Consider the following 19,162-nt stretch of genomic DNA (forward strand, 5'->3'; position numbering starts at 1 on the left):
ATAGTCAGTGACTCTATTGACAGAGTTTGAAAATTTGTCTGTCGAGGCAATTATAATGAGCGGCTTGATTATTAGGAGGTCAGCGAATGGATTTACAAAAGCAAATTGAACAAGCGATTAACGAGAACTTTTCGGTCGCTTTCATGCAACTGGATAACGAGAGCCATATGCACGCCGGTCCAGCAAGTGATTCGCATTTTAAATTGACCTTGGTGACCTCGGATTTTGATATGTTAAGCCGAGTTAAACGCCAACAAGCGGTGTACCGCGCTTTGGTTGATTTAATGCCGCAGTTTCATGCGTTGGCTTTGCACACTTATACGCCACAAGAGTGGCAAGAGAAAAGCGGTGTGATTCCGGCATCACCCAAATGCGGCGGCGGACATTAAGCGGATTTTTTTGCTTTATTCACGACCTCGGCAAACGGGTGATCTTCCGTTGTTTCCGGTTCAGCCTGCTGTGGATGCTTGAGATACCAAAATTGTATAAATTTATTTGCGTCAAGACTCTTTTGTAACAGGGTAATGGCCTGTATATATTGTTCGATGTAGTGATAATTCCCTTTTTTTAATGATTGCCATAGATGCCGATAGCGTTTTGGTAAAAAATAGCTGAAGTGTGGAACTAAGCCCTGTTCTCCTTCGGTTTCGGCAATCAGTTGCATGATTTCATTGCGCGCTTGAATCGGCAGGTGGCGCTGTTGTGAATCAATTAGCGTCCCTATCCAATATAGTATTGCTGCTGAAATTAAGAAGCTTGGAATTGGTTGATCAAAGGCAAAAGCACCAATAAGGGTGAAAATCGTTAAGAATACCGCACTCACAGGAATGGCCATTGCCGAAAACCAGATGCGATTACCGCGCATCTCATTCATGCGTTTATCGACATCAAAGCGCGAGCAGTCAACCTGTTGTAGTCGTTGTAATAGTTCATCAGGCGTTGGCAGAGCCACGGTTTTGGCGTTCTTTGCGTCGGAAAGTTTGGCGTTTGGGTTTGCGTTGCTGGGGGTCATGGCTTCCACTGTTTAATTGTTGTGTCGTTGTTTGCCTTGCTTCGCGCAAAAAAACAAAGCTTTTAGGCATTAGCAATAAAAATACCAGCTTTTGTATATGGTTAATATTAATCAGCCACAGAGTCAATTTAAATGGTTACAAGCGCTTCACAATTTGCGCCTTGCCATTAATTCTGCACTGAAGTCAGTAAAAACTTACTGCTGTATCGCCTTAAGTCCGTGCCGATTTATGATGGCTTGCTTAATTCTTTGGGGCCTGTTTTTGAGTACATTTAATGCAGATACGACGTTTTCCCTCCAGATGATAGGCGGTTAAATGTCCACCCCAAAGGCAGCCGGTATCGGTGGCATGGACATCGTAATCGTCGAGCATGCCTAGGGTTGACCAGTGTCCAAAAAAGATTTCCGTCCCTAAGTTTTGGCGTTTTTTGAATTTAAACCATGGTTTAAAGCCTTGGATTTTCTCTGCGCGGCTTGGGTTATCTTTCTGTTTAAAATCCAAAGTGCCAAATTTATCGCAGTAACGCATTCGCGCAAAGGCATTAATGATGTAACGAATCCGCGGCCAGCCGTTCATCATCGGTTGCCAACTTTTATCGTCTGAGCCAAATAGATGCTCGCGTACAAAGGTTTGCCAGTCCTCAGAAAGCAGTGGCTGGCGCGCTTCTTCGGCGTAATGTAACGCTTGATTGATGGTCCATTGCGGAGGAATGCCGGCGTGCACCAGCACGGCTTTTTCTCGTGGATGCTGAATCATTAACGGTTGCTTGCGGAGCCAGTCGATTAAGTCATCCACATCAGGCGCTTGTAAAATCGGATTGATGGTGTCGGATTCACTAAGAAAGCGCTCTAAGCCGGCGTACACCGCCAGCAGATGAAAATCGTGATTGCCTAAAACGGTTTGCGCCTTTCCCTGTTCGCACAGTTGTTTGACAAAACGCAGGCACTCCAGTGATTTCGGGCCTCGATTAATCAGGTCGCCCACAAACCATAAGTGGTCGGTTTGGGGTTGATAATCAATCGCGACTAAAAGGGTTTGCAGTTCGTCAAAGCAGCCTTGCAGGTCGCCGATAACATAGGTACTCATACGTGAAAGTCTTTATTCTGGGGCGTGTTGCCGATAATAATTACACAGTTTAACAAAGTCGGCGACCGCAAGGGTTTCTGAACGAGCGCTGGCTGAAATCCCGCAGGCTTCGATCTGTTCCTCATTTAACCAGCCCTTTAGGTTATTGCGCAGCGTCTTTCGCTTTAAGGTAAAACATTGGCGTACAAAACGTTCAAATAGGGCTTCATCGTCAGCAATCAGAGGCTTATTTTTGAAGGGCAATAGACGAACAATTGCGGAATCGACTTTCGGCGCAGGGGTGAAGTTTTCTGGCCCGACATCAAATAGATTTTCGGTTTTGCAGTAGTACTGCATCATCACGCTTAAACGCCCAAACTGGCGTCCTCCAGGTTGCGCGCAGATGCGTTCGACCACCTCTTTTTGCAGCATAAAATGCATATCGGTGATGTTTGCTGCATATTTGAGTAGATGAAACATGAGCGGACTGGAGATGTTGTAGGGCAAATTGCCAACTACGCGGACTTGTTCGTCGCTGGTATGCAGCAGTTCGGCGTAGTCAAAACGCAGCGCATCCGTGTGATGAAGGTGAAAGGCCGGAAGAGAGGCGAACTTGATTTTTAGCTGCGGAATTAAATCATTGTCGATTTCGATAATATCCAGATGTTTTACAATTCGGATAACCGGGTCTGTCAGTGCGGCTTCGCCAGGACCGATTTCAATCATGTGGTCATCCGCTTGCGGGCGGATTGCAGCAACAATTCGGTCGATGATCTGATTGTTATTCAGAAAATTTTGCCCAAACTGCTTTTTATGCTGATGGCCGCTGTTTTTACCGCGATTTTTTGCTGAGCGGGCGTGTTGTGTTTCTCTGGCCATGCTTATTCCTGTCCGGTCATTTGTATGGCGACGTCAATCGCGTAGCGAAAACTGCCGACATCGGCTTTGCCGCTACCGGCTAAATCTAATGCGGTGCCATGGTCTACCGAGGTGCGCACAAATGGCAGTCCAAGAGTGATATTGACCGCATTACCAAACCCCATGTGTTTTAGGACAGGGAGTCCTTGGTCGTGGTACATCGCAACAACGGCATCGGCTTGTTGTAGGTATTTTGGGGTAAATAAGGTGTCGGCTGGATAGGGCCCGTGTACATTCATGCCGGCATTAGCCATCTGTTGTAAGACAGGATTAATCACATCAATTTCTTCTCGTCCCATATGGCCGCTTTCGCCAGCGTGCGGATTGAGCCCAGTGACTAAAATACGCGGCTTGTCTATGCCAAACTGAGTACTGAGCGAGTCGTTGGTAATGGTCAGAATATCCTTTAAAAGTTCTGGCGTAATGGCTTCCGGAACGTCTTTTAACGGCAAGTGCGTGGTCACTAAAGCGACCCGTAATCCGGGCGTGGCCAGCATCATGACCACTTGTTTGCTATGGCTCTGCTCGGCCAGCATTTCCGTGTGACCACTGAATTTTAGCCCAGCGTCGTTGATAACGCCTTTGTGAATCGGACCAGTGACCATCGCAGCAAATTCTTGGTTCATACAGCCTTTGATGGCGCGTTTAAGCATACGGATAACATAGCTGGCATTGACCGGATTGAGTTTGCCTAATTCCACGGCTTGCGGTAGGGCAATCGGTTCAATGAACATTTCCCCTGCGCGACTAGGCCGCACCTTAGCAAAACGGTCATAGTCGATAAAATCCACTTCTAAGCCGAGCATCTTCGCGCGTTCTTCAAGTAAACCTTTATCCGCAAGTATTACTAATTGCACTGGCCAATCTTGTTGTGCCAACGCCAAAACTAAATCTGGGCCAATTCCAGCAGGTTCGCCGGAGGTGATGACAAATCGTGCGGTCATTTAAATCTTCTCTTTAAAAACAAAACAAGGGCGTTTTCAGCCCTTGCTAAAAATATGTGAAAGGGATTGGTTACAGTTCGATGCGCACATAGGCTTCGTCGCGTAGACGACGTAACCAGAGGTCAAACATTTCGTTAGCTTTACGCATCTGTACCGCTTTAGCCGCTTCTTCACGCTTGTCATCGGCATCTTCGTTAACAGTACGAATGCCGTCTAGGTAATAAATTAACCAGCCGCGCTGTGTGGCGACAGGGTCTAAGGCTTGACCCACATTCAAGCCGGCTAAACGCGTTTGCAATTCTGGCGAGAGTTCCTCGCTTGAGCGCCAGCCCATGTCGCTATTGGCATTTTCAGTTTCGGGAATGTCGGCAAAGGTTTGTTGCAGCGCTTTAAAATCATCCAAACTGTTGATATTGGCGGCGGCTTCACGAATCGATGCCGGCGCTTGCATTTGTTGTTGCGCACCATCACTGAGTACTAAGAAACGGAACAGATGATACTGATCGACTTTTTGCGTGCCGGCTTGACGCTGGTCGGCAATTTGAATCAGATGAAAACCGCTTGGGCTTTGAATGACATCACTGATGTCGCCAAGATTCATGTTATTGACTTGTTTGGCAAAAAAGGTCGGAACTTGTGAATCACTCATCCACCCCAAATCTCCGCCATCCAGCGCGCGCGAGCCATTTGAATAACGCACTGCCAGTTGGGTGAAGTCTTCGCCATTGAGGGCGCGTTGACGAATTTCATTGATTTTTTGCAGCGCTTGTTGACGCTGTTGTTGAGTGGCCGATTCGGGTAAGGCGACTAAAATATGGCGTAAATTGATTTCGCGGTATTTGTTTGCCAATGTTTTGCGTTTTAGATAATTTTCAATCTCGCTTTCTGTTACCTGAACGCGGCTGATCACTTCACGTTGACGCAGTTTTTGAATCAACATTTGGGTTTTGATTTTGTCGCGTAATTTATTAAAACCGTTGTCGACTTCAATGTTGAGGCGATTGCGCAGTTCGAGCAAACTGAGTTTATTTCCGGCTGCGATTTTCTCCATTTGTTCGTTAAGTTCTTGGTCTGAGACTTGTAAACCGGTTAACTCTGCACGGCTTAATTGGACCGCTTCGGTAATGAGGCTTTCCAATACCTGCTCGCGCAAGGCTTCGACATCGCTCACCGGAATGTTTTGTTGCGCGAGTTCATCGGATTTTTCCAGTAGGCGGCTGTTGAGTTCGCTTTTGAGAATAATGCGATCATCTACCACGGCAACAATGCGGTCAACCAAAACACCGTTGTTGGCGCTGTTTGGGCTGGCGGCAAAACTGTTCAGCGGAAGAAAAGCGGCGAGGCTTAGGGCGGAAACTAGGGTGGCTCGAAGAATTGGTTTCATTATGTTCAATCACTAAAAATTAAAGAGGTTATTCAGCTGTTTTTGTAAAGCTTTGTTGGGCGAACTTAGCCCTTTGAGCTCGAACTGAATTTGAATGCTGTCATTATACAAATCATTTTCCAATTGTGTGCGTTCTGCAATCATTGTCGTCGACCAACAGCAACTATCGTAACGGATCCCCACTTGGGTTTCGACCCATTGTTGTAAGTCGGTGTCGTAGTTGCCGACCAGACTGAATTGCCATTGCGGTGTTAATTGGCTCAAACCGCCTAACATAATGGTTTCGCTGGCGTAGAGAGCTTCTTGACGTTGCTTAATATGGCTGGCAAAAAGCGCGTTCTTTTCGTCTGGTTGCCAGCGTATCCGGCTGGCGCTAGCGCGAACCGTCTGCTCTTTAGGGGCGTAAGCCACCGTGGAATACAGGCGTAATTTGTCAAAATTGAATTGTACCTTGCTGTAAATGTCTGATGCACCTTGTGAGCCATCAAAGCCATCTTCAATCAATACTTGTGACTCGCTAAGACGGTAACCTTGTCCCAGTGCCAATTCGAGACGGCTTTTACCTTGTTGGTCAATAAAGCGACTGGTCAGTGCCGCGCTGACTTGGTTGCTGTCGGCAATGCGATCAGCGCCGACATAAGCGTTGAGCGAGAATAGATTACTGAAATCCAAACTGCGTAACGCGCTGTCAAACAGCGGTAATTGGTTTTGGCGTTGGTAACCGGTATACAGATACTGTACGCTCGGCTCCAGGGTTTGACGGTATGTTTGATGGTTAAAAGTGAGTGCGCGCTCGAAAATTAAACCACCGTTTAGTGATAGTTGTGGAATCAAACGCGGCTCGTTGTGAATCGGATTCTGTTCCAGTCGATAGTCGCTGTAGTAACCGTTAATTTGCGCTTGGGCTTGGCCATACGGCTGGCGCAGCTGATATTTGATGCCGCTTTGGTTGTGCCAGCGTAAACCTTCGGCGCGATTGAGCTCACGGGTTTTTAAGCGAAAATCGGTCGCTTGGCTGGAAAAATACCAGTTTAGTTTGCCGGATAAATGCTCATTTGGCAGCGCTTGCTGATAATGTACACCGACTTCCGGGCGCTTTTCGTAGTTGTTGGCAAAGTTAATCAGCGGTTGATAGCCGCTGTAGAGTAAATAGCCATGCAGTCCTTGCTGATGGTAGTCAATCCGCGCCATCTGCGTGGCTTTGGTGGCGTTGGTTAACTCGCGTGCAATCGGTGCGTCGTTAAACACATTCGCATCAGAGGTTTGCTGCCAATCTATATTGGCGGTGAGGTTCGGGTTCCAGCGAATCGCATTTTGTAAGCCGATGCGCCAACGCGGATTGTCTTCGTCGCTGATGGATTCGTCACTGCGGTATAAGCTGGCATCCAGTTTTAAGCGTTGTTCGCTATTGCCAATCGCGCCCCAATAACGAAACTCATTATCCAGCGCCAAGCCGTTTTCGCTCATTGGAATAAAGGTCAAGGTGGCATCGTAATTGTCTGCTAAGGCGAAATAGTAAGGCAAGGCTACATATTCGGTACGTTTGTTGTTATTTAACGCTTTGTAAGAACCGATCTCTGGGAATAATAAACCGCTGGCACGATCGTTGAGTGGATAGTCCAGATAGGGGCTGTAAAAAATCGGCACGTTCTTGAAGCGTAACGTCATATCTTTGGCAATAACGCGCTGTTTTTGCTGGTTAATTTGCAATTTCCGAGCTTGTAAATCCCAGTCTTTAGTGCCGTCAGACTTGGTTTTACAGGTGGTTAGGCTCGCATCGTACAACTCGACGCTTTGCGTGCTTTGATTTAAGCGAATGCTCTGCGATTGGCCATAGGCAAGACTTGGAAAAATTTGATACTGATTTGCGGCAACACTCAATAATGGCGGATTAATTTGTATGTCTTCGGTGAGCAATGTGAGATTTTGTTGCCATAGACGCACACCATGTTTTAAGTGTGCTTGCCGTGTCTGTGGATTAATCTCCAACTGTTCCGCGCGGATAGTGACTTGCGGATGTTGTAATTGCACTGCGCCTTGTAATGAAATTTCTTGGGTGCGGGTTTGGCTTAAGCGATCGGCGCTTATCTTGAGCGGGGCATTTTGTAAATCGGTGCTTAATTGCGCATCGCTCGGTTCAAACAAACCATCCGGTCTTGTTGCGATTTCATCCGGCAAGCAGGTTTGGGTAAACGTCATTTCGGTTGGATTCGGTGCCGCCGCTAGGACGGAGTTGGTGCCGAGGCAGGTTACCGCGTAATAAAGCGCCTGTCTTAAACGGTAATTTTTGCGCACAGAGCGCGCCAAACGCAAAGAGTTTAAACAAAATGCGCCGGATGGAGAATTTGTTGTGCCGAAAACGGAGTCGGGATTTGACATTACGCGGACAATCATTAATTATTCTTGATCGCATATTTTAACTGGATTAACAGCGAATGGACGAAAGATTTCAACAGATTTGCGCTTGGCTTGAGCGGCTCCCGTTTTTAGCCGGACACGAATACAGTCAACCGGTGGCGGCATCCAGTGATGCCAGTTTTCGCCGTTATTTTCGAATTCGTTTGGCGCGGCCGTTTATTGAGCAGTCAAGTGATGCACTGGGGTATCACAATGACAGCTTGATTATTATGGATGCGCCGCCGCAACACGAAGATTGCCGGCCCTTTATTGGCGTGGCATGCACCTTGGCCGAATTGGGTTTAAACGTCCCTAAGATCCTAGCCCAAGATTTGTCACAGGGCTTTCTGCTACTCAGTGACCTAGGCACAGAGACCTATCTGAGCCAGCTCATTCCGCAACAGGAGAGCCGCGCGGAGAGTCTCTATGGCGGCGCGCTGAGCGCATTGGTTAAATTGCAGCGTGCTGGTGGCCCAGCGTCTCAGCAGTTGCCTGCTTACGATGCTGCACTCTTGCATCGCGAAATGGATTTATTCAGCGACTGGTTGGGGGAGAAACACCTGCAAATTGGTCTGAATAAATTGCAAAAAGGGCAGTGGACAGAAATCAAACAAGTTTTGATTGAATCGGCGTTGGCGCAGCCGCAAACTTTTGTGCATCGTGATTATCACAGCCGTAATTTGATGTTGGCCCCGGGTTTGAATCCGGGAGTTATCGATTTTCAAGACGCGGTGCGTGGCGGCCTGACTTACGATGCTGTGTCGTTATTGCGCGACTGTTATATTGCTTGGCCACCGGAACAGGTGCAAGAGTGGCTGCGTGCGTATTTCTTGCAACTTTGTGCCGCGCAGGTGGTTGATACGTCACAGTGGTCGGATTTTGTCAAAGCCTTTGACTTAATGGGGATTCAGCGTCATCTCAAAGCCTCCGGCATCTTTGCGCGCTTATCGCACCGCGATGGTAAAGACGGTTATCTGAATGATATACCGCAGACCTTGAATTACATTGTCCAAGTCGGGGCTAAATACCCGCAAATGAAACCGCTATTGGATTGGATAGAAAAGGACTGGTTGGTGCGTTTGCACGCTTTGCCAGCAGCGAGCCAGCCATGAGCCAGGTTTTTATCCCCAAAGCGATGATTCTCGCAGCCGGTCGTGGCAAGCGGTTGCGTCCGTTGACGGATACGTTGCCAAAACCCTTGGTGCCTTTGTGTCAAACGCCCTTGATTGTTTATCATTTGCAAAAGCTCGCTAAAGCGGGAGTTCGGGACGTCGTTATAAACCATGCTTGGTTGGGCGAGCAGTTGGAACAAACGTTGGGTGATGGGGCAAAATTTGGTTTGCGGATCACTTATTCACCGGAGCCGGAAGGTGGTTTAGAAACGGCCGGAGGCATTATCAATGCGTTGCCAAAATTGGGATCGGAGCCGTTTTTGCTGATTAATGGCGATGTATATTGTGATTTGGATTTCAGTCAATTGGTGGCTCGTGCCAATGGGTTGCGTAGTGAGGAACTGTTGGGACATTTGATGTTGGTACCCAGCCCAGAATTTAATCCACAGGGGGATTTTGGCTTGCAGGATGGGCGAGTCCAAGAGCGTGGCGAACTGACGTTTGCAGGAATCAGTGTCCTTAAACCGCAACTGTTTGCGCAGATGGAGGTGGATTTTATTGCATTGGCGCCGGTCTTACGCAGCGCCATGCGTGAGCAACAACGAATTAGTGGTGCGCTTTATACTGGATTTTGGTCGGATATTGGCACTTTAGAGCGCTTAAAAGAGGCACAAGCGCAACTATGTCCAGATTGTAAGGCGGATTAAGCAAGCGATTATCGATGAATAGTTGCTTAGCAAGTCGCGATAAATTTCGTTAAATCGAGCTGTACTAAGAAAAAATGCGCTCAGTGCGTGGTTATTATTGCTATGCAGCCTAAGAGACTCTAAAATCAGTGCATTCTTAAACTTAAGCAGATAATTAAATAGCCTACGCATGCCAGAAAAAACCATCGAATTAAAAGGTTCTGTCCTCTCTTTAACCGTTTTGCAGCTGTACTCCGCAGACATTCATCAGACCAAAGCGAGCCTTGCGGCAAAAATTGAGCAAGCGCCGAGTTTCTTTGTTGGTATTCCAATTATCATCGAACCGAAAATTGAATTGAATGACCCAACCTATTTGGCTTTGTTGGTGGAGTACTTACATCAATTACAGATGATACCGATCGGTTTACGCAGTCAAGATGCGATGGTGCAAGCGCAAGCCGCTTATGCTGGTTTAGCCATTTTTCCGGAAGATACACGCCGCCCAACAAATGCAACGGAAAATGCCGCCCCGCGCGCCGCGATTCAAGAAAATAAGCCAGCACAAGAAGCGGAGCCAAATTATGCCCCAGTGGTCGTGGATGAGGTGGGATTAAAAACCGCTTTAATCATTGAACGCTCGATTCGTTCTGGGCAACAGATTTTTGCTAAAGACCGTGATTTGATTGTGCTTGGTTCGGTGAATCCAGGTTCTGAGGTGATTGCGGACGGTAATATTACCGTGTTTGGTAAGCTGCAAGGCAAAGCGATTGCTGGTGCCAGTGGTTCAATTGAGGCGAAAATTTTCGTCAAAGAAATGGATCCTGAATTGGTCTGCGTCGCTGGCATTTACCAGCTGGCTGACGACATCAAAGGACAATATAAAAATAACGGTCTGGTCGAAATTCGGCTTCAAGACGAACAGCTAATAATGCGTTCTGTGTAAACAGACAAACTTTGCGATTTCAGAGATTAGGAGAATAAACAGTGTCAAAGGTCATCGTGGTCACTTCCGGTAAAGGCGGGGTCGGTAAAACGACTACCAGTGCAAGTATCTCAACCGCTTTAGCACAAAAAGGCAAGAAAGTTGCCGTTATCGATTTTGACGTAGGTCTGCGTAATCTGGATTTGATTATGGGGGTTGAACGCCGCGTAGTTTATGATTTTGTTAATGTGGTGCAGGGAGAAGCCTCTCTAAAGCAAGCGTTGATTAAAGATAAGCGAGTCGAAGGTTTGTACATTCTGGCGGCTTCGCAAACACGAGATAAAGATGCACTGACGTTAGAAGGTGTGGAGCGCGTTATTAATGATTTGAAAGCCGATGGTTTTGATTTTATTATTTGTGACTCACCGGCAGGGATTGAAAAAGGCGCGCAATTGGCTCTGTATTTTGCAGATGAAGCGATTGTTGTTACCAACCCAGAAGTCTCATCAGTGCGTGATTCCGATCGTATTCTAGGTATCTTGCAAGCGAAGTCTCGCAAAGCCGAAGAGGGTGGTTCTGTGGTAGAGCATTTGGTCTTGACGCGTTATAACCCAGCCCGTGTGAATGCCGGTGAGATGCTGTCTAAAGATGATGTTGTCGATCTTTTAAGCATTAAATTATTAGGGGTTGTTCCAGAGTCTCAGGATGTTTTGAACGCGTCTAACTCCGGTGAGCCGGTGGTGTTGGCCAAGCAGAGCGATGCCGCGCAAGCCTATATGGACATTGTTGAGCGTTTTCTTGGTGGCGAAGTGAATCACCGCTTCTTGGAAGAAGAGAAGAAAAGTTTATTTAAGAAAATATTCGGGAAATAATCGTTATGGCTTTATTAGATTATCTACTTGGACAGCGTAAAAACAAGTCCGCTAATACGGCGAAAGACCGATTGCAAATTTTGTTGGCGCACGAACGTGCGGAAAATAATGCCCCGGATTATTTGCCGAAGATGCGTGACGAAATTTTGCAGGTTATCGCAAAATATGTCGAAATCGATCAAGAGCAGTTAAAAATTAGCATTGATGAAGAGAATGGCTTTGAGATTCTGGAATTGAATTTGGTACTGCCAGACGAAAAAAAATAAGCGCTTAATCGCTAAGCAGCCCAGCATTGCTGGGCTTTTTTTTAGACAATTTGATAAGGAGTAAGTCATGTTAATGCTTGTCTCGCCCGCCAAATCGTTAGATGAAAGTACGCCAGTACAAACTTCCTGTGCCAGTGAGTTTGCCTTTGCTGACGAAGCGCAAACTTTGCTTTCGCAACTCAAAGCCCTTGGGCCGGTGGATATTGGTCAGTTAATGGGCATCAGTGAAAAGCTCAGCGAACTGAATTATCAGCGTTTTCAGGATTGGCATTATCCATTTGCGTCTAACGCTAAACAGGCGGCATGGTTATTTAAAGGCGATGTTTATCAGGGGTTGGATGCCTACAGTCTCGATCAAATCTCGATTGACTATTTGCAAACCCATTTGCGTATTCTTTCTGGGCTCTATGGATTGCTTAAACCGTGCGATATGATGTTGCCTTATCGGCTGGAGATGGGGACCAAATTTGTGAACTCACAAGGCAAGGATCTGTATGCTTTTTGGGGGCGTAAATTGAGTGAGGCGTTAAATGTCGATTTGGCCGCGCAAGGCAGTCAAACGCTGGTCAATTTGGCCTCGAATGAGTATTTTAAAGCGGTCGACAAGAAAGCGTTAAAGGCGCGCATTATCACGCCGATTTTCAAAGATTGGAAAGGCGAGCAATACAAAATAATTAGCTTTCACGCCAAAAAAGCGCGTGGCCTGATGGCGCGTTATGCCGCTGATCACAAGGTGGAAAGTGCTGAAGAGCTGAAACAGTTCGACTACCAAGGCTATGCCTTTGCGCCGCAACTGTCTTCAGATACCGATTGGGTCTTTACGCGTCGCCAAGACGGGTAAGCCTCAGCGGTTTCACGTGCAAATTTATTGTACGGTATCGCTGCTGGCAAACAGGCTGTTGATGGCGTCTTCATCGTAACGTAGGTGATAGTTACAGATTTCGTTATGAATCACCACTTCACCTTCGTCTGCCAAGATACTGCGTACTTCTGCTTCGCCCAAACCACGTAGCATGGCGTCGACGCGCTCTTTGTCTTGAGGACATTCATACTGCACGGCTTTGCCGCCAAACAGTTCAAGCGTTTCTTCATGGAACAGGCGGTGTAAGACTTCTTCACACGGTAAGTTCAGCAGTTCTTCGTCTTTCACAGTGTTGGCTAAATGGCTAATCCGCTCCCAAGCATCGGCATCTTGCTCGTCAGTATCGGGCATTTTCTGCAGTAATAAGCCGCCCAGCTGTGTCTCATTGGCAGAAAGCCAAATTTTAGATGGTAGTTGCTCGGATTGTTGGAAGAAAGTTTCGAAACACTCGGCGACTGTCGCGCCTTCACGCGGCACATAGCTTTGGAAGTGGTGCTGGGTTTGGGTATTTTCTAGGGTGACCAAAATTTGCCCATCACCAAGCAGTTCATCCATGCTTTCTTGCTCTTCAATCGCTTGTGAGGTTTTGGCAAGTCCGCGTAGTTTAAAATCGTGAGTGACTTCGACTACCAATAAGTTTACCGGCCCAGAACCTTGAATTTGCAAGGTAATTTTGCCTTGATGTTTTAAGCCGCTGGCTAAAATGACGCTGACGGCAGTTAATTCACCGAGCAGTTTGCTGATAACCGCTGGATAGTGGCGCTGCGCGGTCATCTTTTGCCAAGCGGTATTCAGTTGAATGAACTGGCCGCGAACACGGTGTTCTTTAAACAAAAAGCGTTGGATTAAATCTTGTGCCATCTTCAATTCCTAAAATTTATAGCGTGTTAAACTGAATGTCTTGTATGACTTCCATAATTAATTTGTACTGGAAGTGCTCTTTTCTGTCTTTTTCTACAAAATAATTTTGTACTGAACTACAATCGAATTAGCAAGGTAACTTTTATACAAAATTAAACTGTACTGGATTACATAATATGCCTGTCAGACGTATCCCGAAAAGCTATCGTAATGTCACCGGAATTTACGCTTCCAGCAAGTCAATTGATTCGGCTATGTTTGAATCCACTCTGGAGCGCGATTTTATCACACTTCTTGAATTCGATTCCCATGTGCTGGAGTTTGAAGTTCAGCCTGTAAAGATAGAGTGGACGGATCAAAACGGTAAGCGCCACCGCTATTTTCCTGACGTCATTTTTAAGCGTAAAACCGAATATGGAGTTGAAACCGTTTTGGTCGAAGTGAAGTATCGTTCCGACTTGAAGAAAGATTGGGATGAGCTAAAGCCAAAGCTGAAAGCGGGTTTGCACTATGCCAAGCAGCAAGATTGGAAGTTTAAGATTATGAGCGAAATCGAGATTCGTACAGTATTGCAGAAAAACGCGAAATTTCTTCAGCCATTTATTCGGCGCGGTGCGGATAGAGAAGGTGACATGGATCTGCTCGATAATAAACTCCGCGAACTGAAAAATTCAACGCCGGCTCAATTATTGAGTGAATTAGTGCAAAGTGATTGGGATAAGGCTGCCTTGTTACCGACTCTGTGGTATTTGATTGGCACTCGCCAAATAATATGCGATTTGGAGAACAGTCCGTTGAATATGAACACGCCGATTCATTGGAAAGCTTAGGGTTTGGATATGGGTGATAACGGTTTGCTTAAACTTGAAGTCGGCGAGAGCGTGGTTTATCAAAACGAACGCTATTTTATCCGCCAAGTGAATAGTTTAAATACGGTAATTCTCATTCATGCTGAAACAGGCGTTATTAAAGAGGTTTCCATCTCTGATGTTTCAGTATCTAAATTTGAAGAACCGAAAAAGACAGATGATTTGCAAAGAATTTCCGATAATTCTTGGAACCAAGCCATGGAAAGGTTTGATATTGTTCAGCCATTACTGGTTGCAGGAAGAACTCGTGAAATGGTGGAAGCTAGAGCCAAAGAATTCGGGATATCGACAAATACTCTATACGGCTGGATAAAACGTTTTCAAGAAACCGGTAAAGTGACTGATTTACTTAGAGAAGGTCGAACCGATAAAGGCGAACCTCGATTAGCGCCGGAGATTAAAGAAATTGTCGAAACGGCTATCCAAACTGAATACAAAACTCAGCAGAAAAAGTCGGTTGCTAAGGTTTGTCGTGAAGTTGAGAGGTTATGTCGCTTGAAAGATCTCAAGCCTCCGCACTGCAATACGATTAGAAATTGGATAACTAAGAAAAATCCTAAAGAGATGATGGCGGCTCGCGAAGGGCAGAAAAAAGCGGCCGAAAAATACTCTGCAATCAGAGGGAAATTTCCCGGAGCCGATTGGCCTTTAGCCTATGTTCAAGTGGATCATACGGAATTGGATATTCAGCTTTGCGATGATCATTGGCGTAAACCGGTTGGTCGACCATGGATTACCGTGGTTTTCGATGTCTTTTCCAGAATGGTTCTGGGATTTCGTGTCGGTTTTGATGCGCCTTCCGGATTGATTACCGGTTTGGCGATTTCTCATGCGATCTTACCTAAAGAGAATTGGCTCGCTAAATACAATATTAACGGTGATTGGCCTTGTTGGGGGATCCCCGATGGTTTGCATATGGACAATGCAACTGAATTTAGAGGGAAAATGATCCAGCGGGCTTGCGACCAATATGGCATTAATGTCGATTGGCGACCGGTAGCGCGCCCGAATTACGGAGCTCATATTGAGCGTTATTTGGGGACGCTTGGCGAAGAGTTAAAAGGTGTTTCGGGGGCTACGTTTTCGGGCGTAAAAGAGAAAGGCGATTACGATAGCGAGGGTAATGCCGTTCTTACCTTGTCCGACCTTGAAGAGTGGCTCACAGTCTATATTGTCGGGGTTTACCATAATCGCGTTCATTCTGCGCTAGGAATGTCTCCCTTATTTAAATACAAGGAAGGCTTGCTGGGTGATGATGAAAATCCAGGTAAAGGTCTGCCGCCTAAAATATTGGACGAGCGTAGATTACGATTAGATTTCCTGCCGTATTTTCAAAGAACGGTTCAGCGCACAGGGGTCGTGATTGATGAAGTGGTCTATTTTGCCGATGTATTGCGCGTCTGGGTTAACTCTGTCGATCCGGACAATCCAAGAGCTAAGCGTAAATTTATTGTCCGACGTGATCCTCGTGATATTAGCCATATTTGGTTTTACGACGAATTAACCGAAGAATATTACTCAATTCCTTATCGCAATACCGCTTATCCAGCAGTAAGTATTTGGGAACTAAAAGCCGCTCAAAAACGACTTAAAGAACAGAATCAAGGTAAACACGACGAGCATCAGTTATTTGAAATGTTGACTCGGTTACGGGAAATCGAAGAAACAGCGGCTATGAAAACAAAATCGGCAAGACGCTCTCAAGCTCGCAAGAAACATATTTCAATGCAGCCGATACAGCCTGATATAAAGAAACCGGTTGTGATTGAGGGAGAATATGAAAAGGTGAAAGAGGTCGTTAAACCTAAAAAAACGATTAGACCTTTTGATGACTTGGATGAAATGTTATGACTTTAGAGCATCTAACTTCCAAAACTCGTGAACTTCTGAACTTGTCTAATGAGGAACGAATGCAAGTGATCCGTTCCTCACGTTGGGTTGGCTATCCAAGAGCTAAACAGTTACTGGCAAAGATGGATGAGCTTTATCATTATCCGGTTTCCGATCGTATGCCGAATCTTCTGATTATCGGCGATACCAATAATGGGAAAACAATGTTGGTAAAGCGTTTTTGCAGTATGCATCCGCCGGAAGATAATCCGGAAGGTGAAAACGTGATCGTTCCAATTTTGTATATTGATTGCCCTCCGAAACCGGAGGAAGGTCGTTTGTACGATGAAATTCTCGGCAAGTTATACGAAAAATTTAAAGAACGCGATAGCGCCGGAAAGAAGCTTTCTCAAGTGGTTAAGGTCTGTCAAAGGATTGGGGTCAAAATGTTGGTGCTTGACGAAGTTCAGCATATTCTTGCCGGCAGTACCCATCAGCAACGATCTTTTCTTAATGTACTTAAAACACTCGGTAATAAGTTAAAAGTACCGATTGTTGCCCTTGGTATTCGAGAGGCCTTTAACGCGATTCAAACAGATCCTCAGCTAGCCAATCGTTTTGAATTAGCTCCGCTCCCGAGATGGCGTTTAGGTGATGAGGACTACGAAAGGTTGCTGGCAAGTTTCGAAGCTTTATTGCCGCTGAAGAAACCATCGTATCTGTATGAAGATGATATTGCCGGAAAATTGCATTCGATGACGGATGGCTATATTGGCGAGCTTGCGAAATTACTATCCAAGTCGGCCATAGAGGCAATTAAAAATGGCGATGAGCAAATTACGTTGAAATTGCTCAATAGTATGGATTGGGTTGCGCCGTCGGATAGAAGAGCGCAAATGGATAAGATTTTGGGTATCTGAAGATGTTTACGGGTAAGCTATGGCCGGTTCATCCCCATCCTTATCAGGATGAACTATTGTCGTCATGGCTTGTTCGAATCGCTCACGCTAACGGAGAGAAGGTTCAATCTTTTTGTCATCACGAATTCGGTCAGAAACACCAGATATGGAATCGCGACATTGACCGTTTGGCGCCTGATTGGTTGCTTACTAAGCTTTGCGAAAAAACGGCAACGCCGATTGAAAGAGTACGCCAAACAACGCTTAAACGATACGAAGGTATTTTGTTCGATCATACTGCGTTATCTGGTGTTGAAAAGTGGATTACTCCGCTAAGAATTTACCACCGTACTCGTAAATCTCACGGCTTACAGTTCTGTCCTGAATGTTTGAAAGAAGGTAATGAACCTTATTTTAGAACGCAATGGCGCATCGCATTTCACACGTTTTGCCCTAAGCATAATGTAATGATGCATGATCGGTGTCCATGCTGCGGTGAACCGGTTGTGTTTCAGCGGATTGAACTCGGCAAAGGCAATGAAGAAACTGCTTGTGATAAACCTTTATCTACCTGCTTCAATTGCGGGTTTGATTTGGCTGATTCAAAGCCTGAAAAAGCAATTTTTTGGAATAACGATACCTCAGCAAGATGGGGTCAGCTACTCTCAGGAATCCAAGAAAATAAGCTAACCAGATACCAGTCAGAACAATTGGCGGTTTTACATCAATTCGTTAAGTTACTGTGCTCAAAGGTTGTATCTGAAAAGTTATTTGATTTTATGGAATCAAAATTCAGGATGGTTTTGGAACGACCTAATTTCGGTTTAAGACACTTTGAAGCAAATGATATAATTCGCCGATTTGGAATCATCCAGTGTGCTTGGTGGCTATTATCGGAATGGCCTAATAACCTGAAAGGGGCGTGGCTCGATGGAGCTGTCCGTTATAACCATTTGCTAAAAGATTTTGATGGTATGCCTGATTGGTATTTGAGGGAAGTGGGAAATATGAATATTAATTATAAAAGACGTGAGATGTTGAAAACCCTTCTTATGAATACAAATACATCGGAAAAAAAATAAATGGCAGCTATTGATTTATTTGCAGGTGCAGGTGGTTTTAGTTTAGCTGCTTACCAGGCTGGTATAGATGTGTTGGCTGCGATAGAGCTGGATTCACAAGCCTCAAATACATACCGAGAAAACCTGATTGAACGATTAAATGTTAATACCAAGTTTATTGAAGGCGATATCTTAAAAGTAAATCCTGCTGATCTTCGGGAAGAATTAGCGTTGGAGCGAGGTGAAATTCAACTCATACTAGGTGGTCCGCCATGCCAAGGATTTTCTTCACATCGCATAAAGAATTCGGGTGTAAATGATCCTCGAAATCAACTGCTTTTAAGGTATTTCGATTTTGTAGAAGAGTTTCGACCTCAAGCATTTCTTGTAGAGAATGTTTCAGGTTTGTTTTGGGCGAGACATGCAGATTACTTAGAAAAATTTAAAAAACTGGCAAGTGATAATGGCTATAAAATCAAATTTTGTGATGTGATTAATGCCAAGGATTATGGCGTACCGCAAAATAGAAAAAGAGCATTTATCCTTGGGGTTAGGGAAGATGTGAATATTGAAGGTTTTGCATTTCCTCCTAAGAAAACTCATTTTTCTCCGAATTCTGTTGAAGTTGTTGATGGTGGTTTGCCAGCATGGAAAACAGTATCTACTGTTTTCGAACCAATTTCGGAGGAACTAAAAGAAAAATATATATCTGATTATTTTTTGCGAAAAACAAGCTTGAATGAACATCAAGCTAGAAACTTGCTTGATTCTTTGGAGTTTGGTTGCCCGATTGGAGAGGATGATCCATGCAATTTTCATATGGTTCCAACAACGGAGTCAGAAAATAAGTATCAAGCAACTCCTTTGAACGGGAGTAGAGAAGACGCCGGCGAAGAGTTTAGATTGCCGTGTCACTCTAACGGTTATGGAGGTCATAAAGATGTCTACGGGCGAATGTTTATCCATTTACCAGCAAATACAATTACTACTGGTTGCCACAATCCTTCAAAAGGTCGTTTTGTGCATCCTTGGAAAAATCATGGAATTACTCTCAGGCATGCAGCTCGTATTCAAACTTTTCCCGACGATTTTATTTTTACTGGTACGAGCACTTCGCAAGCGAAACAAGTTGGAAATGCCGTTCCTGTTGAGTTGGGTTTGGTACTCATTACCTCAATAATGAATGTATTGAATTGAAATT

At 45.3% G+C, this 19,162-nt stretch carries 19 protein-coding genes; 12 read left to right on the plus strand and 7 right to left on the minus strand.

Translation table 11 applies throughout. From position 1 onward, the window contains the following. Positions 1–86 precede the first annotated feature (86 nt). Complete coding sequence (locus tag HRR27_RS03700; protein WP_173271025.1) at positions 87–389, plus strand: BolA family protein; 303 nt, start codon at positions 87–89, stop codon at positions 387–389. Here the strand turns inward: HRR27_RS03700 and HRR27_RS03705 are convergent. The 6 genes from HRR27_RS03705 to HRR27_RS03730 all read right to left on the minus strand — a co-directional run bounded on the left by HRR27_RS03705 (position 386) and on the right by HRR27_RS03730 (position 7,619). Further along, entirely contained in the window at positions 386–1,012 is a 627-nt protein-coding gene (locus HRR27_RS03705) for a hypothetical protein (RefSeq protein WP_194240655.1), read from the minus strand. The genes HRR27_RS03700 and HRR27_RS03705 overlap by 4 nt on opposite strands. Positions 1,013–1,253: 241 nt before the next feature. After that, complete coding sequence (locus HRR27_RS03710; protein WP_173271027.1) at positions 1,254–2,099, minus strand: symmetrical bis(5'-nucleosyl)-tetraphosphatase; 846 nt, start codon at positions 2,097–2,099, stop codon at positions 1,254–1,256. Positions 2,100–2,111: 12 nt separating this feature from the next. Then, positions 2,112–2,957, minus strand: coding sequence for a 16S rRNA (adenine(1518)-N(6)/adenine(1519)-N(6))-dimethyltransferase RsmA (gene rsmA / locus HRR27_RS03715; RefSeq protein ID WP_173271029.1), 846 nt, complete (start codon positions 2,955–2,957; stop codon positions 2,112–2,114). A gap of 2 nt (positions 2,958–2,959) precedes the next feature. Then, the gene (gene pdxA / locus HRR27_RS03720) at positions 2,960–3,940 is read right to left on the minus strand and encodes a 4-hydroxythreonine-4-phosphate dehydrogenase PdxA (protein ID WP_173271031.1); all 981 of its coding nucleotides are present in this window, start codon (positions 3,938–3,940) and stop codon (positions 2,960–2,962) included. 70 nt (positions 3,941–4,010) lie between these two features. Further along, positions 4,011–5,324: a peptidylprolyl isomerase gene (locus tag HRR27_RS03725; protein WP_173271033.1), complete on the minus strand. Its 1,314-nt coding sequence runs from the start codon at positions 5,322–5,324 to the stop codon at positions 4,011–4,013. A gap of 12 nt (positions 5,325–5,336) precedes the next feature. After that, positions 5,337–7,619: an LPS-assembly protein LptD gene (locus tag HRR27_RS03730; RefSeq protein WP_173271035.1), complete on the minus strand. Its 2,283-nt coding sequence runs from the start codon at positions 7,617–7,619 to the stop codon at positions 5,337–5,339. 140 nt (positions 7,620–7,759) lie between these two features. Here HRR27_RS03730 and HRR27_RS03735 point away from each other — a divergent pair, with 140 nt between their 5' ends. The 6 genes from HRR27_RS03735 (at position 7,760) to yaaA (ending at position 12,420) form a co-directional block, all read left to right on the plus strand. After that, positions 7,760–8,833: an aminoglycoside phosphotransferase family protein gene (locus tag HRR27_RS03735; RefSeq protein WP_173271037.1), complete on the plus strand. Its 1,074-nt coding sequence runs from the start codon at positions 7,760–7,762 to the stop codon at positions 8,831–8,833. After that, on the plus strand, positions 8,830–9,540 hold the full coding sequence (gene murU / locus HRR27_RS03740) for an N-acetylmuramate alpha-1-phosphate uridylyltransferase MurU (RefSeq protein ID WP_173271039.1): 711 nt from the start codon (positions 8,830–8,832) through the stop codon (positions 9,538–9,540). Before HRR27_RS03735 ends, murU begins: the two co-directional genes overlap by 4 nt. A gap of 169 nt (positions 9,541–9,709) precedes the next feature. After that, complete coding sequence (gene minC / locus HRR27_RS03745) at positions 9,710–10,462, plus strand: septum site-determining protein MinC (RefSeq protein ID WP_173271041.1); 753 nt, start codon at positions 9,710–9,712, stop codon at positions 10,460–10,462. Positions 10,463–10,503: 41 nt separating this feature from the next. Next, positions 10,504–11,313: a septum site-determining protein MinD gene (gene minD, locus HRR27_RS03750; RefSeq protein ID WP_173271043.1), complete on the plus strand. Its 810-nt coding sequence runs from the start codon at positions 10,504–10,506 to the stop codon at positions 11,311–11,313. 5 nt (positions 11,314–11,318) lie between these two features. Then, the gene (minE, locus tag HRR27_RS03755; protein ID WP_173271045.1) at positions 11,319–11,579 is read left to right on the plus strand and encodes a cell division topological specificity factor MinE; all 261 of its coding nucleotides are present in this window, start codon (positions 11,319–11,321) and stop codon (positions 11,577–11,579) included. Positions 11,580–11,646: 67 nt separating this feature from the next. Then, a complete protein-coding gene (gene yaaA / locus HRR27_RS03760) occupies positions 11,647–12,420 on the plus strand; it encodes a peroxide stress protein YaaA (RefSeq protein WP_173271047.1) in 774 nt (257 codons plus the stop codon). A gap of 24 nt (positions 12,421–12,444) precedes the next feature. Here yaaA and hslO read toward each other — a convergent pair whose 3' ends face one another. Then, a complete protein-coding gene (hslO, locus tag HRR27_RS03765; RefSeq protein WP_173271049.1) occupies positions 12,445–13,302 on the minus strand; it encodes an Hsp33 family molecular chaperone HslO in 858 nt (285 codons plus the stop codon). A 176-nt stretch (positions 13,303–13,478) separates the two neighbouring features. On the opposite strand from hslO, the gene HRR27_RS03770 reads away from it, so the two are divergent. Genes HRR27_RS03770 through HRR27_RS03790 form a run of 5 tightly spaced genes read left to right on the plus strand, consistent with a single transcriptional unit; the run spans position 13,479 to position 19,158 of the window. Then, entirely contained in the window at positions 13,479–14,132 is a 654-nt protein-coding gene (locus tag HRR27_RS03770) for a TnsA endonuclease N-terminal domain-containing protein (RefSeq protein ID WP_173271051.1), read from the plus strand. A 9-nt stretch (positions 14,133–14,141) separates the two neighbouring features. Continuing rightward, on the plus strand, positions 14,142–16,022 hold the full coding sequence (locus HRR27_RS03775; protein ID WP_173271053.1) for a Mu transposase C-terminal domain-containing protein: 1,881 nt from the start codon (positions 14,142–14,144) through the stop codon (positions 16,020–16,022). Continuing rightward, positions 16,019–16,921, plus strand: a complete 903-nt coding sequence (locus HRR27_RS03780; protein WP_173271055.1) for a TniB family NTP-binding protein — start codon at positions 16,019–16,021, stop codon at positions 16,919–16,921. Before HRR27_RS03775 ends, HRR27_RS03780 begins: the two co-directional genes overlap by 4 nt. Before the next feature lie 2 nt (positions 16,922–16,923). Further along, positions 16,924–17,982 carry a TniQ family protein gene (locus HRR27_RS03785; RefSeq protein WP_173271057.1) on the plus strand — a complete coding sequence of 353 codons (1,059 nt, stop codon included), beginning with the start codon at positions 16,924–16,926 and terminating at the stop codon, positions 17,980–17,982. Continuing rightward, a complete protein-coding gene (locus HRR27_RS03790) occupies positions 17,983–19,158 on the plus strand; it encodes a DNA cytosine methyltransferase (protein ID WP_173271059.1) in 1,176 nt (391 codons plus the stop codon). It begins immediately after the preceding gene. Positions 19,159–19,162 lie beyond the last annotated feature (4 nt).

The organism is Thiosulfatimonas sediminis (genome assembly GCF_011398355.1).
Classification (GTDB): domain Bacteria; phylum Pseudomonadota; class Gammaproteobacteria; order Thiomicrospirales; family Thiomicrospiraceae; genus Thiomicrorhabdus; species Thiomicrorhabdus sediminis_A.

Excerpts from the sequence above, each read along its gene's own strand:
- rsmA (WP_173271029.1), bottom strand. The coding sequence starts at position 2,957 with ATGGCCAGAGAAACACAACACGCCCGCTCAGCAAAAAATCGCGGTAAA.
- HRR27_RS03770 (WP_173271051.1), top strand. The coding sequence starts at position 13,479 with ATGCCTGTCAGACGTATCCCGAAAAGCTATCGTAATGTCACCGGAATT.
- murU (WP_173271039.1), top strand. The coding sequence starts at position 8,830 with ATGAGCCAGGTTTTTATCCCCAAAGCGATGATTCTCGCAGCCGGTCGT.
- HRR27_RS03735 (WP_173271037.1), top strand. The coding sequence starts at position 7,760 with ATGGACGAAAGATTTCAACAGATTTGCGCTTGGCTTGAGCGGCTCCCG.
- HRR27_RS03790 (WP_173271059.1), top strand. The coding sequence starts at position 17,983 with ATGGCAGCTATTGATTTATTTGCAGGTGCAGGTGGTTTTAGTTTAGCT.
- HRR27_RS03780 (WP_173271055.1), top strand. The coding sequence starts at position 16,019 with ATGACTTTAGAGCATCTAACTTCCAAAACTCGTGAACTTCTGAACTTG.
- HRR27_RS03775 (WP_173271053.1), top strand. The coding sequence starts at position 14,142 with ATGGGTGATAACGGTTTGCTTAAACTTGAAGTCGGCGAGAGCGTGGTT.
- hslO (WP_173271049.1), bottom strand. The coding sequence starts at position 13,302 with ATGGCACAAGATTTAATCCAACGCTTTTTGTTTAAAGAACACCGTGTT.
- pdxA (WP_173271031.1), bottom strand. The coding sequence starts at position 3,940 with ATGACCGCACGATTTGTCATCACCTCCGGCGAACCTGCTGGAATTGGC.
- minC (WP_173271041.1), top strand. The coding sequence starts at position 9,710 with ATGCCAGAAAAAACCATCGAATTAAAAGGTTCTGTCCTCTCTTTAACC.
- HRR27_RS03710 (WP_173271027.1), bottom strand. The coding sequence starts at position 2,099 with ATGAGTACCTATGTTATCGGCGACCTGCAAGGCTGCTTTGACGAACTG.
- HRR27_RS03725 (WP_173271033.1), bottom strand. The coding sequence starts at position 5,324 with ATGAAACCAATTCTTCGAGCCACCCTAGTTTCCGCCCTAAGCCTCGCC.
- minE (WP_173271045.1), top strand. The coding sequence starts at position 11,319 with ATGGCTTTATTAGATTATCTACTTGGACAGCGTAAAAACAAGTCCGCT.
- HRR27_RS03700 (WP_173271025.1), top strand. The coding sequence starts at position 87 with ATGGATTTACAAAAGCAAATTGAACAAGCGATTAACGAGAACTTTTCG.
- yaaA (WP_173271047.1), top strand. The coding sequence starts at position 11,647 with ATGTTAATGCTTGTCTCGCCCGCCAAATCGTTAGATGAAAGTACGCCA.
- HRR27_RS03785 (WP_173271057.1), top strand. The coding sequence starts at position 16,924 with ATGTTTACGGGTAAGCTATGGCCGGTTCATCCCCATCCTTATCAGGAT.
- HRR27_RS03705 (WP_194240655.1), bottom strand. The coding sequence starts at position 1,012 with ATGACCCCCAGCAACGCAAACCCAAACGCCAAACTTTCCGACGCAAAG.